Raw genomic sequence first — 13,787 nt, 5'->3', positions numbered from 1 at the left:
GTCAAGGACGAGGGGGTCGAGGCCGCCGTCGAGGGGGCCGGGGTCGTGCTCCACCTCGCGGGCGGTCCCAAGGGCGACGACGTCGCGACCCGGAATCTGGTGCGGGCGGCGCGGCGGGCCGGGGTGGGGCATCTGGTGTACATCTCCGTCATCGGGGCCGACAAGGTCCCGCTGGGGTACTTCCGGGCCAAGCTGGAGGCCGAGCGGGCCGTGGCCGGGTCGGGGCTGCCGTGGACGACGCTGCGCGCCGCCCAGTTCCACGACCTGGCCCTGACGGTGGTGGAGAAGATGGCGAAGCTGCCGGTGGTCCCGGCCCCCGGTGGGGTGCGCTGGCAGCCGGTCGACGCGCGGGAGGTGGCCGCCCGGCTCGTGGAGCTGGCGCTCGGCGAGCCCGCCGGTGCGGTGCCCGACCTCGCCGGGCCGGAGGTGTACGAGCTGGCCGAGCTGAGCCGCGGCTATCTGCGGGCCGCGGGCAAGCGGCGGCCGATGGTGCCGGTCCGGGTGCCGGGCGGGCTCGGCCGTGCGTACCGGGCCGGGGAGAACCTCGTCCTCGACGGGGCCGTCAAGGGGCGCCGGACCTGGGAGGGCTTCCTCGCCGAGCGCGTGGGGTGACCCCGCGGGCTACTGTCGGGGCATGGAGATCTGGATCAATCCCGCCTGTTCGAAGTGCCGTAGCGCGCTCTCGCTGCTCGATGCCGAAGGAGCCGGGTATTCCGTCCGGCGTTATCTCGAGGACGTGCCCACCGTCGAGGAGATTCGCGCTGTGCTGGAGCGGCTGGGGCTGGAGCCGTGGGACATCACCCGTACCCAGGAGGCCGTGGCCAAGGAGCTCGGGGTCAAGGACTGGCCCCGGGACGCGGCGGCGCGCGACCGGTGGGTGGAGGCCCTGGCGGCACATCCGAAGCTCATCCAGCGGCCGATCATCACCGCCGACGACGGCTCGGCCTTCGTGGGGCGTACCGAGGAGGCCGTACGGGAAGCGCTGGCCCGGTCCTCACGCGGTTAGGGCCTCACGGGGGCGGGGCCTCACGCCATTAGGGCGGCACGCAGCCCGAATGTGTCCGCCAGCCCGTGCGTCCCCGTCTCCGTGAGGTGGACGACGCGCGGGCTCGCCCCGTGCCGGAGCCAGCCGAGGGTGAAGAGCCGGGCGGTGAGGGCGGCGCCCAGCGCGCCGGCGAGGTGGTGCTGGTGCTCGCTCCAGTCGACGCAGTAGCGGATGGCCGGGCGGCGGCGGGGCAGGCCCTCGACGTCCACACCGAAGGCGGTCAGGGCGGTGCGGCCGGGGGCGGTGAGGCGGTAGGCGGCGTCGTGGCCGTAGGCGGCGGGGCGGTCGCGGACGGCGGTCTCCGGGTGGTGGGTGCCGTCGTGGCCGGTGAGCAGGCCGCGGTCGAGGAGGGCGCGCATCAGGGCGACGCCGAGGTGGCCGGCCAGGTGGTCGTAGCAGGTGCGGGCGCGGTGGAGGGCGTTGGCGACGCCGCTCTCGCGCAGGGAGCGCACCGGCAGGGGCGGGGCGATGAGGGCGAGCGCCTCCAGCGCGGCGGCGACGTCGGGGCCGGTGAGGCGGTAGTAGCGGTGCCGGCCGTCGTGGACGGCCGTGATCAGGCCGCCGGACGTGAGCCGGGCGAGGTGGGCGCTGACGGTGGGGGCGCTCACGCCCGCCTCCGTGGCGAGGGCGCCCGCCGACAGGGCCCGGCCGTCGCACAGCGCCTTGAGGATCCGGGCGCGGGACGGGTCCGCGATCAGTGCGGCGGCGCGGGCGACATCGGGCTGGTGGTTGATCACGTCGGTCACGGGAGCCAATCTACGACGCGCACATTTCGGTGAGCGGCGAAGTGTGCGGGGCCGAGACTCGTTTCCGTGAGAACCGTGAGAACCGCAAGAGCGCCTTTCCGTACGTCCCTTCCCCTCGTCTCCCTCAGCCTCGGCTACTTCCTGGTCATGCTGGACGTCACCGTCGTCACGGTGGCCGTGCCCGACATCGGCGCCTCGCTCCACGCCGGGCCGGCCGCCCTCCAGTGGTGCGTCGACGGCTACAGCACCGTCTTCGCGGGGCTGTTGCTGCTCGGCGGCGGGCTGGGCGACCGGTTCGGGCACCGGCGGGTGTTCCTGTGGGGGCTGGGCGTCTTCGTCGCCGCGTCGGCCGTCTGCGGGCTGGCCACCACGGCGGGTGCCCTGGTGGCGGGGCGGCTGGCGCAGGGCGCGGGGGCCGCCTTCCTCGTGCCGGCCTCGCTGGCGCTGCTGCGGGCCGCCCACCCGGACCGGGTCGCCCGGGCCCGCGCGGTCGCGGTGTGGGGGGCCGTCGCCTCGGTCGACTTCGGGGCGGGGCCCGCGGTGGGCGGGCTGCTGGTGGCCGGGCTGGACTGGCGGGCGGTGTTCTGGCTGAACCTGCCCGTGGGCGGTCTCGCCATCCTGCTGACTATGCGTCATATTTCTTTCTCTCGCGGCCTCCAGGACGCTGCCCCCGGCCGGATGGACCCCTTCGGTCAGGTGCTGGGCGTCATCGGACTCGTCGCGCTGGCCGGGGCGCTCAACGAAGCCGGGACGGCCGGCTGGACCGCTCCCCCGGTGCTGGCGGCGGCCGTGACGGGCGTGGCGGCGCTGGCCGCGTTCGCCGTCGTGGAGCACCGGTTGGAGCACCGGCTGGAGGCCGGTGCGGCCGTCTCCCCCGCGGCCCGGCGGCCACTGCTGCCGCCCTCCCTGTTCCGGCGGAGGGCGTTCTCCGTCACGGCCGCCATCGGCTTCCTGATCAGCTTCGGCTACTACGGCATGCTGTTCCTGTCCACGCTCTACTTCCGGCAGGCGCGCGGGTACGACGCCCTGGAGACCGGGCTCGCCCTGCTGCCCTCGGTCTGCATGGGCCTGGTCGCGGCGCCGCTGCTGAGCCGGGTGAGCGCGCGTACGGGCCCGTACGCGCCCATGGCCGCCGGGCTGTTCCTGGGGGCGGCGGGTTTCCTGGGCTGGCTCGTCGTCCGGCCGGGCGTCCCGTACTCCGCGCTGCTGTTCGCGCTCGCCGCCACGGGCCTGGGCCAGACGATCACCGCGCTCGCCGCCACCGCCGCCGTCATCGACGCGGCGCCCGCGGACGGTACGGGCGTGGCGTCCGCGGTCTTCAATGTCGCCCGGCAGGTGGGCAGCGCTGCCGGGGTGGCCCTGTTCGGCACGGTGGCCACGGCGTCGGGCGGTCTCACCGGCGGTGCCGGTCTGCGGCTGCCGGCCGTGCTCGCGGCGGCGGCGTTCCTCGTGGGAGGGGTGCTCGCCACGGCGCTCCTGCTGGGCGTACGGCGACGGCGACAGCGACGGCGTCGGCTCTTGTCCCGCGCGTCGGCTGACGGAAACCTGCCCGCCATCGGGTGCTAACGGCAACTGATCTGATGTGCCGGGCCCGCTGAGGATCACCGACCGTCGAGGGAGTCGCAGTGCCGTTCACGAAGACCGCCGGATCCATCGCCCTGTCCGCCGCCGCCCTGCTCACCGCCGCCGTCCTGCCGCAACAGGCCCAGGCGGCGGGGAAGTCCGGCACACCGCGCCTGAAGGTGCTCACCTACAACACGTTCCTCATGAGCACGAACCTCTACCCCAACTGGGGCCAGGCGCACCGCGCCAAGGAGATAGCCGCCGCCGGCTTCTTCCAGGGCAATGACGTCGTCGTGCTCCAGGAGGCCTTCGACAACGCCGCCTCGGACGACCTGAAGGCCCGGGCGGCCGCGGGCTACCCGTACCAGACGCCCGTCGTCGGCCGGAGCAAGGACGGCTGGGACGCCACCGGAGGCGCCTACTCCACCACCACTCCGGAGGACGGCGGGGTGACCGTGCTCAGCAAGTGGCCGATCGTCCGCAAGGAGCAGGTGATCTACAAGGACGCGTGCGGCGCCGACTGGTGGTCCAACAAGGGCTTCGCGTACGTCGTCCTCGACGTCAACGGCACCAAGGTGCACTTGGTGGGGACGCACGCCCAGTCGACGGACAGCGGCTGCAAGGCGGGCGAGGCGGAGGCCGACCGCGCCAAGCAGTTCCGGCAGATCGACGCGTTCCTCGACGCCAAGAACATCCCGGCGGACGAGCAGGTGATGGTCGCGGGCGACCTGAACGTGGACTCGCGGAGCGAGGAGTACCGCTCGATGCTCGCCGACGCCGATCTGGCCCCGGCGGACGGCGGCCGCACCGGCCACCCGTACTCCTTCGACACCAAGGAGAACTCGATCGCGGCCTACCGCTACCCGACCGACCCCCGCGAGGACCTGGACTACGTCCTCCACCGCAACGGCCACGTCCGGCCCCAGGGCTGGACGAACTCCGTGATCAAGGAGAGCTCCGCGCCCTGGAAGGTGTCCAGCTGGGGCAAGGAGTACACGTACACCAACCTCAGCGATCACTACCCGGTGGCCGCCTCGGCGAGTTGATCACCTTGCCGGACGACCGCCGGTAACCCGGCCCGTAGCAACATCCAAGATCGCCAAGGTTCCGTATTCACTGATCGGCAGGGCTCCTGTCCCGGCGCCGGCCATGCTTCAATAGGGGCATGGCCAGCTATCAGAACTCCGCGACGGGTCGCTTCGACCTCGAGCCCTTCTGGCCTTCCCGTCAGCACCACGACTTCGACCGAGTGTGTTGTCGCGCGATTCCCGCGCAGGCCCACTCCTCCCGCTGACCCGCGTCGAAGTCAGCCGCCGGTACGTTTCCGGCCAAGCGGCCCGCGCCACGCACGTCCTCTCGACGGCCTCTCGCGCGAAAGAGCTGAGCTCTCCATGACGAACCTCCGCACCCTCACCGCGTCCCCGCAGGTCCCCGCCCAGGCCCGCGCCGACCGCCGCCACCGGCTGCGTGCCGTGGCCCCGGACGAGGTGCCGCCGGTCGCCGAGCTGCTGCACGCCGGGGCGACCTGGCTGCCGGCGCCCCAGCACGCGCTGCCCACCCTGCCGGGCCGGCCGCCGATGATCGGCTACCTGGTGCTCGTACCGGCCGAGCACGCCGAGGCCGGGCAGACCGGAGCGGCCGGCCAGGCGGCAGCGGCCGGGCAGGCAGGACAGGCCGGGCAGGCCGCCGGGGAGCCCGCGCCCCTCACCGAGGGCGACGCGCTGGTGAGCATCGACCCCGAGCAGCGGACGGCGAGCGTCGCGGGCCGCCCGCTGGACCTGACCTACCTCGAGTTCGAGCTGCTGGCCCACTTCGTCGCCCACCCGCACCGGGTGCACACCCGCGACCAGCTGGTGACGACCGTGTGGGGCTACGGGCACGTGGGCGACGGCCGTACCGTCGACGTCCATGTCGCCCGGCTGCGCCGCAAGATGGGCGCCGAGTACCGCTCGTCGATCGTCACCGTCCGCCGCGTCGGCTACAAGTACGCGCCCCCGGCCGCCCTCTGATCTTCCCGCCCGGATGGTGGTGCTGGGTACACCCCCGGCCGGCGGCCGGCCCCCGTGACCGGGCGCGGCCCGACCCCGCAGACTTGTTCCCGCGGGCCGCTTCCACGGCCCGCGGGACAACCTGTGGGGAGAGGGAACGATGAAGGTCCGGGAAGGCCTGCTGGCCGGGGCGCGCGGATTCTGGCTGGCGGTGTCCGGGGCGGTGACGGCGACCGTGCTGTTCGCGTTCACGATGGTGTCGGTCGTCCTGATCGTGCTGGGCGTGGGGCTGTTCACGACCCCGCTCGTGCTGAAGGCCGTCCGGGCCCACTCCGATCAGTGCCGGGCCCAGGCCCTGGACTGGTCCGGGCTGCGCATCCCGGTGCCCTACGGGCCGCCGCCCGCGGTCAAGGGCGGGATCACCGGCCGGGTCGAGCTGTGCCTGGCCCTGCTCAAGGACCGCACCACCTGGCGGGACGCGCAGTGGCTGCTGGTCCAGATGACGGGCGGCATCCTCACCGCGATGCTTCCGGCCATCCTGCTGGTGTACGCGGTCTGGGGCCCGGTGCTGGCCCTCGGCGTCTGGAAGCCGATCGTGAACGCCGGGGGCAACGAGTGGTTCGCGTTCATCCACATCACCGGCCAGACGTCGGCGAACATGGCGGCCGGCCTCGGCCTCGCCCTCGGCGTCCTCGGGCTCTTCGTCAACCCCCGTCTGCTACGCGCCCACTTCCGGCTGGCCGCGGTCTTCCTGCGGCCCACCCGGGAGACCGAGCTGGCCCGGCGCGTCGACCGGCTCACCGAGACCCGGCACGAGGCCGTGGACAGCTCCGCCGCCGAACTGCGCCGCATCGAGCGCGATCTGCACGACGGGGCGCAGGCCCGGCTCGTGGCCATGGGCATGAGCCTGGGCACCGTCGAGGCGCTGATCGAGAAGGACCCCGCCGAGGCCAAGCGGCTGCTGGCGGCCACCCGGGCCGGCACCGCGGAGACCCTCACCGAGCTGCGCGACCTCGTCCGGGGCATCCACCCGCCCGTGCTGGCCGAGCGGGGGCTCGCCGACGCCGTGCGCGCCCTGGCGCTGCGGCTGCCGCTCGCCGTCGAGGTGGACGTGGAGCTGGCGGGCCGGGCGGCCGAACCGGTCGAGTCGGCCGCCTACTTCGCGATCAGCGAGGCCCTCACCAACGCGGCCAAGCACTCCGGCGCCGCCCGGATCTGGCTGGACGTCCGGCACGTGGAGGGCACCCTGCGGATCGCGGTGACCGACAACGGCCGCGGCGGGGCCGACCCGGCGGGCGGCTCGGGGCTGCGCGGCATCGAGCGCCGGCTGGGCGCCTTCGACGGTGTGCTGGCCGTCAGCAGCCCGGCGGGCGGCCCGACGATGGTGACGATGGAGATCCCCTGCGCGCTCACCCGGTGACCCCGGGGCGCTCACCCGGTGACCCCGGGGCGCTCACCCGGTGACCCCGGGGCGGGAGGCCGGTGGCAGAGTGGGCTCATGACCGAAGCCTCCGAAAGCTTCACCGACGAAAGCTCCACCGAACGCTCCGGGCTCGTCTCCCTCCTGGACCTGCGCCCGCATGTCGAGGGCGGCTGGTTCCGGGAGACCTGGCGGACCTCCGGCACGGCCGTCCCGGAGGGGTACCCGGGCCCGCGCCCCCACGCCACCGGCATCTACTTCCTGCTCCACCCCGGTGAGCGCTCCCGCTGGCACCGGGTCCGCTCGGACGAGCTGTGGCTCTGGCACCGGGGCGGCCCGCTGCGGCTGCGGCTGGGCGGCGACGGCCCGGAGCCCGACGACGCCGGCGCCGAGGAGCTCGTTCTGGGCGCCGGCGTCGAGCGGGGCGAGCTGCCGCAGGGGCTGGTCCCAGGCGGGGTGTGGCAGTCCGCCGAGCCGGCGGGCACCGATCCGGTGCTGGTGACCTGCATCGTCTCCCCCGGCTTCGACTACGAAGACTTCACGCTCGCGGAGGGCCCGTGCGCGTAGTGCTCGCCGAGGACCTGTTCCTGCTGCGGGACGGTCTGGTCCGGCTGCTGGAGGCGTACGGCTTCGAGATCGCGGCGGCGGTGGCCAGCGGTCCGGAGCTGACCCGGGCCCTGGCCGAGGAGCGGCCGGACGTGGCGGTGGTGGACGTGCGGCTGCCGCCGTCCTTCACCGACGAGGGCCTCCAGTGCGCCCTGGCCGCCCGCCGGGCCACCCCGGGACTGCCGGTGCTGGTGCTGTCGCAGCACGTGGAGCAGCTCTACGCGCGGGAGTTGCTCGCGGACGGCAGTGGCGGCGTCGGCTATCTGCTGAAGGACCGGGTCTTCGACGCGGAGCAGTTCGTCGACGCCGTGCGGCGCGTCGCGGCGGGCGGCACGGCGATGGATCCGCAGGTCATCTCGCAGCTGCTGACGCGGCGTGAGAAGGACCGGCCGATGGCGGGGCTCACGCCGCGCGAGCGCGAGGTGATGGAGCTGATGGCGCAGGGCCGGTCCAACACGGCGATCGCCGAGCGGCTGACGGTGACCGAGCGGGCGATCGCCAAGCACACGTCCAACATCTTCGGGAAGCTCGGGCTTCCGCCGTCCGACGACGACAACCGCCGGGTGCTGGCGGTGCTGGCCTACCTCGACCGGGGGTGAGGAAGTGTCCCGGAAACCGTCCCGGATACCCGGGATACCCGGGATACCCCGGACACCCCGTGCGTTCCCGCTGTTCGCCCCCGTCTATGTAGGGGGCGTGCAGCTGGGCGCGTACGCCGTGCGGCGCCTGCTCACGCCGGAGGCACGCGGGCGCCTGCTGCGCCGGTGCTCCACCAACGTCGACAATCTCGACGCCGGCCGCTGGGACACCCTCGGCGGCAGCGCCTTCCTGGTCGAGGCCCCCATGGAGCTGCCGTACGCGCTGCTCCTGCTGGCGGTGCTGGGGTACACGGAGTACGCCTACGGAGCGTGGTGGGCGGCGGGCGCCTTCGCCTACGGGCACGTGGGCGCCTCGCTCCTCGTCCACGCGGGGCTGCGCGCCCTGCGCGCCGGGCCCCGGACGCGGTCCGCGACGGACGTGGGCGTCAGCTACGGCCTCAACGCCGTCGCGGGCGCCCTGGCGGCCGCCCTGCCGCGCGGCCGGGCCCGGACGGCCGCCTGCGCGGCACTGCTCACGCTCGGTGTCCGGCCCTGTCTCCGGGGGCGGGGCCGGACGACCTTCACGGACGTGGGTCACCTGCTGGCGCTGACGCTGGGCCTGGGGCTGGGCCCGGCGCTGGTCAGGGGGCGCCGTCGCGGACTCGGCCGGCGTTCCTCACAATAAGAGGGCAGAAAATGCGATAAGCCGCAAAAAGCGGATGAGGGAGACCGGCCCATGCCCCAGCAGTTCGACGCCTCGACGATCACGAACCTCCGCGACCTCGGCGGCATCGCGCTCGTCGGCAACTCCGCCGTCCGGCCCGGACTGCTGCTGCGCTCCGGAGGGCTCGACCGCCTCGACCCGGTGGCCGACCCGGCCGTCGCCGCCCTCGGCGTCCACACGGTGGTGGACCTGCGCAGCGAGAACGAGCGCCGCGAGCGGCCCGACCGGCTGCCCGAGGGCGCCCGCCTGATCGTCGCGGACGTCTTCGCCGGACCGGGCGCGACCCACCCCGGCGACGGCGACCAGGTCCCCGGCAAGCTGGAGGACGTCCTCGGCAGCCCGGCCGCCGCCGAGGAGCACCTGGGCGGCGGCAAGGCCGAGAAAGTGATGAGCGACGTCTACCGCTCCTTCGTCACCTCCGAGTCCGCCTGCCAGGCCTTCCGGCTGCTGCTGACCACGCTCGCCGAGCCGGACTGCGGGCCGCTGCTCTTCCACTGCACGGCGGGCAAGGACCGCACGGGCTGGGCGGCGACGCTCGTCCTGCTGCTGCTCGGGGCGGACGAGGCGACGGTCGAGCGGGAGTACCTGGCGGTGGAGCCGGCCGTGCGGGCGGCGTTCAAGCCGGTCATCGACCGCTTCACGGACGCCGGCGGCGACCCGGCCATCGTCGACGCCATCCTCGGCGTGCGGCCCGGCTATCTGGCGGTGGCGCTGGAGGAGATGCACCGGGCGTACGGCGGGGTGACGGGGTACGTGCGCGACGGCCTCGGCATCCCGGACGCGGCGGTGGACCGGATCCGGGCGCGCTGCGTCGCCTAGCGCGGACGCCCCGGCGGGAGCCCGGGCGGCCCGCTCGGGTGAGCCGCCCACTCGGGTGACGGGTGAAGTGACCATCCCATCATTCACTCGTTCTACCTACGTGCAGCAGCAAGCAACGGCCACCCGGCCCCCCGCCCCGCCCACCGTCGACGTCGAGCAGGCCGAGGCCGCGCTCATCGAGCACTATCCGCGGCTGGTACGGCTCGCCTACCTGGTGCTGCCGCCGTCGCTGGGCCGGAACCGGCGGGTGCTGACCGCCCACGCCCTCGTCCAGCGGGCCCTGCCCCGGGGCAGGGCGGGCGCGCGGGACGAGGAGCCCGTCCTGCCGGGCCCCCGGGGGGACCGGCGGTCGCCGGAGGACCCGGGGTACGCCTACGTCCGGCAGCGGGTGCTGGAGTCCGCGCTGGCCGCCTCGCGCCCGCGCGGCCGGTTCGGGCTGCCCCGCCCCGGGCAGCTGCCGCCGCTGCTCCCGCAGGTGTGGGGGCTGCGGCTGTTCCCGCGCTCGGGCGGCGCCGACGAGCTCGTGCTCGACCAGGCGCTGGCCGCGCTCTCCGCGCCCGGCCGCGCCGCCTACGCGCTGCGCGCGCTGGAGCTGCCGGACGAGCGCGACGTGGTGCGGATGCTGGCCGCCGCCGGGGTGCTGGAGCCGGGCGCGGCGCTGACCGAGGCCGACGGGGTGCGGCTCCCGCCCGGCAGCCGGGACGCCTCGCTGCTGGAGTCGGTGGAGTTCGACCCGTGCTCCCTCCAGGCCCGGCCCACCGACCTGATGCGCCGCCGCCAGCACACCAGGGCCGCCCTGGCCGCCGCCGCGGCGGTCCTGGTGTGCGGGACGCTGATCGCCCTGCCCGACGGCGGCTGGGGCCCGGACGGCGCGGCCGCGCCCCCGTACGCGCGGAACGCGGCCGCCGAGCAGGCCCTCGACCCGGCGCGGCTGGTCACGGTCGCCCCCACCGCGTGGAGGAGCGCCGACCGCCCCGGCTTCGCCTCCTGGCCCGCGCGCGGCGGCCGCACCGGCGACAAGGAGCTGCTGCGCCGGGCCCTGGCCGTCTGGGCCCGGCCCGGCTCCTCCGTGCAGGTCACCGCGACGCCCGGCACCGCCACCGGGCCCGCCGCCGGACCCCCGCAGCTGCTGTACGCGGGCGACGTCGACGCGGCGACGGTCGTGCTGTTCCACGACGGGCTGCGCGTCGTGCGCTACGCCGAGTCCAAGGACGGTGACGCCGGCGCCGCCGCCCTGGACTTCGCCCGCGCCGACGCGGCCGACACCGCCACCGCCGCCGCGCTCGTCGTCGGCCGCACCGACGGCAACGTCCGCTATCTGACCGCCCCCTGGATCGACGGCACCGCCGTACGGGACCTGCTCGCCCCGGGCGCCGCCGACGAGCCGCTGCGCCGGGGCGCCGACGGCGTCACCGACTCCGTGCCCAGCCCCGCCGGCGCGAGCGACTGCCACGCCTGGACGGCCCTCCGCCTCGGCGACCACCTGGTCACCGACCTCGGCGAGCTGCTCCCCGCCCGGCTCACCGCGGGCGCCCCCGCCTCCCCGCACGACGCGACCGGCGCCAAGGACCGCGCGGCCTGGGCCCATACGGCCTGCCGGCTGACGACCGTGCGGGGGCAGGGCGTGCGCTCGGTGAACTCCTGGCAGTTCGCCACCCAGACGCTGCCCGGGGCCGCCGGGAGCGCGGAGTGGTTCTGCACCCGGGCCGAGACCTGGCGCGGCGCGGGCAGCCGGGTGCTGGCCCAGTTCCTGGCCCCCGGCGGCCGGGCCGGCGCGCCCGCCGCGGTCGTCGCCCGCGCCGAGTCCACGCCCGCCTGCGGGGCCCGCGACCCCCACGTCCTGGCGGGCGCCCTGTGGAAGTCCCCGGGCGGCACCTGGTACGCGCTGGCGGCGGGCGGCGGCGACGTCGCCTCCGTCACGGCGACCGGCGATGTGCACGGCAGCGAACGGGGCCCGCTCCTGGCCGTGCCCGCCCGGCAGGGCGCCCGGGCCGAGCTGACGGCCCGTCTGGAGGACGGCTCCAAGCTGACGGAGCTGCGCTGAGCCGTCCGGCCCGGGCCGAACGGCCCCCGGTATGGGCCGGTTTAGGATGACCGCCATGACGACCGGGGTACGCCGCAGGATGGGTGTCGAGCAGCGCCGCGAACAATTGATCGCGGTCGCCCTCGACCTGTTCGGGCACCGCCCGCCCGACACCGTCTCCGTCGACGACATCGCCACCGCGGCCGGGATCTCCCGGCCGCTCGTCTATCACTACTTCCCCTGCAAGCAGAGCCTCTACGAGGCCGCGCTGCGCCACGCGGCCGACGAGCTGACCGCCCGGCTCGCCGAGCCGTGCGAGGGCCCGTCCGGCGGCCGGCTGGCGCGGGCGATGCGGCGCTACTTCGACTTCGTGGAGGACTGCGGGCCGGGCTTCGCCGCCCTGTTGCGCGGCGGCCCGGCGATGGCGGGCACCGGCCCGTCCTGCGCGCTGATCGACGGGGTGCGGCAGGCCGCGTACGGCCGTCTGCTGACACATCTGGGCGTACGGGAGCCGTCCCCCCGGCTGGAGCTGCTCCTGCGGTCCTGGATCTCGCTGGCGGAGAGCACCGCGCTGCTGTGGCTGGACGGCCGCCGCGTCCCGCGCGGGGAGCTGGAGCGGCAGCTGACGCACGCGTTCGCGGCGCTCGTCGCGGTGAGCGCCGCGTACGACGAGGAGACGGCGGCGGTGCTGGTCCGGGTCCTCGGGGACGAGCCGGCGGAGGGGCCGCTGAGGAATCTGCTGACCGGCGCCGCCCGGCTGCCCGCCGGCGCCGGTCAGCCCTCGGACGTCGTGATCGGCTGAGGCTCCTTCCGCACCCGGCCCTCGCGCCGCGGCCCCCGTTTCCCCTGTCCCTGCGTGGCCACCAGCAGATGGCGGAAGAGCAGGGGCGTGGCGACGCGCGGGTAGAGGCAGGCGTACATGCGGAACTCGCCGCGCATGGCGTTCAGGCCCCGGGAGCTGAGCACATGGATGTGGACGCCCTGTTCGACGTGGACGACGCGGGTGACGAAGGACCGCTCCAGCAGGGCGTTCCAGACGCCCGCGTCGGCGTCGGACGGGTGGCGCACCGCGATGCCCTCCGCCCCGGTGTCCACCAGCGAGACCATGGCGCGCCACTGCCGGGCGCTCATGGCCTCGGCGAGGAAGGAGCTGAGGACCTCGGCGGAGCGGGCGGGGGCCGTCTCCACGAGCCCCGTGAACCTGCGCCGCCGCTCCTTGGCCTGCCGGGCCGCGTGCTCGTCCTCGGCGTAGGCCGCCTCCAGCTCCGCCATGGCCTGGCCGCGCAGCAGCCGCCGGTAGCGGACCAGTTCGTTGTTGACGAGCCGGCAGACGACGGTGGGCACCCGCTGGACGAGGGCGGCGACGGCCCGCAGCCGTTCGTCGTCGGGGGTGACGACGGCGGGGACGTGCGTCCGGTGGGCCCGCTGGAACAGCGCCGTCAGGTGGTCCGCGATCTGGGCGCGGCGGGCGATGGCCAGCGGGTGGTGGTGCAGCGCGCGGTTGATCCGGCCGAGGGGGACGCCGAGGCAGGCGGCGAGCCGGATGCGCAGGGTGCCGTCGTCCCGGACGGGGAGGCGGGCCATGCTCTCGACGTCGCGGTAGGTCCTGCGGCTGACGCCGAGGGACGCCGCGACCTGCTCCGCGGTGAGGCCGGCGTGGACCCGCAGGTCCCGGACGGACAGATGGCGGGCGTCGGAGGCCGACAGCCGGTCCGGGGGGACCTTGAAGACCCGGGCCAGTTCGGCGATGCGCGCGGGCTCCGGCACGGAGCGGTTGTTCTCGTAGGCGAGGATGCGGGCCTTGGACGTCCCCACCCGCGCGGCGAGGGCCGCGGCGCTGAGCAGCCGGCCGTCGACGGCCCGGGTCGCGCGGAGCACGCGCAGGGCGTGCCCGTCGAAGTCCGCCCTCCCACGTGCCACCGACTGCGCCTCCCCGTACGGGAACCGAAAGGTCTGGCCACGGTACCGCTTAGGTCAACTCCCCTCCAGGGACACTACCCGCAGGGGTTCACCCCCATCCCCTGGTCGGGCCGGGTTTACTGGTACCGTTTAGGACTAATCCTCGTTCCGTTACCGGCTCTTGGGCGGGAGGGTCGAGGGGTCGGCGGAAACACCGGCGGAAGAGTTCGTCCTCGCGCGGGCATGTTGCTTCCCGTGCGATCGGGGGCACTCAAGCAGTACGTACCCAGCGACATCACAATGGGCCCGCGTCGGGTCGCGAGCCAGAGCGCGGGCCCATCGGCCGGCTGGGTATCAGCCGGCGGATGAGGGGTCA

The 13,787-nt window shown here is 74.9% G+C and carries 14 protein-coding genes; 12 read left to right on the top strand and 2 right to left on the bottom strand.

Annotated features, from left to right (window positions below; translation table 11 throughout):
* Both K6I33_RS04120 and K6I33_RS04115 read left to right on the top strand, forming a co-directional pair.
* The coding region (locus K6I33_RS04120; protein ID WP_229348296.1) for an SDR family oxidoreductase at nt 1–612 on the top strand (612 nt) is incomplete at its 5' end.
* A 22-nt stretch (nt 613–634) separates the two neighbouring features.
* A complete protein-coding gene (locus tag K6I33_RS04115; RefSeq protein ID WP_229348295.1) occupies nt 635–1,006 on the top strand; it encodes an arsenate reductase family protein in 372 nt (123 codons plus the stop codon).
* 20 nt (nt 1,007–1,026) lie between these two features.
* On the opposite strand, the gene K6I33_RS04110 is transcribed toward K6I33_RS04115, so the two are convergent.
* Complete coding sequence (locus K6I33_RS04110; RefSeq protein WP_229348294.1) at nt 1,027–1,791, bottom strand: helix-turn-helix transcriptional regulator; 765 nt, start codon at nt 1,789–1,791, stop codon at nt 1,027–1,029.
* Between the two features lie 75 nt (nt 1,792–1,866).
* Here K6I33_RS04110 and K6I33_RS36255 point away from each other — a divergent pair, with 75 nt between their 5' ends.
* The 10 genes from K6I33_RS36255 to K6I33_RS04060 all read left to right on the top strand — a co-directional run bounded on the left by K6I33_RS36255 (nt 1,867) and on the right by K6I33_RS04060 (nt 12,314).
* Nucleotides 1,867–3,357, top strand: a complete 1,491-nt coding sequence (locus tag K6I33_RS36255; protein ID WP_229348293.1) for an MFS transporter — start codon at nt 1,867–1,869, stop codon at nt 3,355–3,357.
* A 59-nt stretch (nt 3,358–3,416) separates the two neighbouring features.
* Nucleotides 3,417–4,400 carry a sphingomyelin phosphodiesterase gene (gene sph, locus K6I33_RS04100; protein WP_229348292.1) on the top strand — a complete coding sequence of 328 codons (984 nt, stop codon included), beginning with the start codon at nt 3,417–3,419 and terminating at the stop codon, nt 4,398–4,400.
* Nucleotides 4,401–4,745: 345 nt separating this feature from the next.
* Nucleotides 4,746–5,363, top strand: coding sequence for a winged helix-turn-helix domain-containing protein (locus K6I33_RS04095; RefSeq protein ID WP_229348291.1), 618 nt, complete (start codon nt 4,746–4,748; stop codon nt 5,361–5,363).
* Nucleotides 5,364–5,502: 139 nt separating this feature from the next.
* Nucleotides 5,503–6,762 (top strand): sensor histidine kinase, encoded by a 1,260-nt coding sequence (locus K6I33_RS04090; RefSeq protein WP_229348290.1) that lies wholly within the window; start codon nt 5,503–5,505, stop codon nt 6,760–6,762.
* Between the two features lie 78 nt (nt 6,763–6,840).
* Nucleotides 6,841–7,329: a cupin domain-containing protein gene (locus K6I33_RS04085; RefSeq protein WP_229348289.1), complete on the top strand. Its 489-nt coding sequence runs from the start codon at nt 6,841–6,843 to the stop codon at nt 7,327–7,329.
* Nucleotides 7,320–7,967, top strand: coding sequence for a response regulator transcription factor (locus tag K6I33_RS04080; RefSeq protein WP_229348288.1), 648 nt, complete (start codon nt 7,320–7,322; stop codon nt 7,965–7,967). Before K6I33_RS04085 ends, K6I33_RS04080 begins: the two co-directional genes overlap by 10 nt.
* 97 nt (nt 7,968–8,064) lie before the next feature.
* Nucleotides 8,065–8,631: a rhomboid-like protein gene (locus K6I33_RS04075; protein ID WP_229348287.1), complete on the top strand. Its 567-nt coding sequence runs from the start codon at nt 8,065–8,067 to the stop codon at nt 8,629–8,631.
* 51 nt (nt 8,632–8,682) lie between these two features.
* Entirely contained in the window at nt 8,683–9,489 is an 807-nt protein-coding gene (locus K6I33_RS04070; RefSeq protein WP_229348286.1) for a tyrosine-protein phosphatase, read from the top strand.
* A 100-nt stretch (nt 9,490–9,589) separates the two neighbouring features.
* On the top strand, nt 9,590–11,533 hold the full coding sequence (locus K6I33_RS04065; RefSeq protein WP_229348285.1) for a hypothetical protein: 1,944 nt from the start codon (nt 9,590–9,592) through the stop codon (nt 11,531–11,533).
* Between the two features lie 55 nt (nt 11,534–11,588).
* Entirely contained in the window at nt 11,589–12,314 is a 726-nt protein-coding gene (locus K6I33_RS04060) for a TetR/AcrR family transcriptional regulator (RefSeq protein ID WP_229348284.1), read from the top strand.
* On the opposite strand, the gene K6I33_RS04055 is transcribed toward K6I33_RS04060, so the two are convergent.
* Nucleotides 12,287–13,432, bottom strand: a complete 1,146-nt coding sequence (locus tag K6I33_RS04055) for a helix-turn-helix domain-containing protein (RefSeq protein ID WP_229348283.1) — start codon at nt 13,430–13,432, stop codon at nt 12,287–12,289. The two genes, K6I33_RS04060 and K6I33_RS04055, sit on opposite strands and share 28 nt — an antisense overlap.
* Nucleotides 13,433–13,787: the final 355 nt, after the last annotated feature.

The organism is Streptomyces sp. UNOB3_S3, from assembly GCF_020740895.1.
Taxonomy (GTDB): domain Bacteria; phylum Actinomycetota; class Actinomycetes; order Streptomycetales; family Streptomycetaceae; genus Streptomyces.
This window is presented reverse-complemented; position numbering and strand designations above follow the sequence as displayed.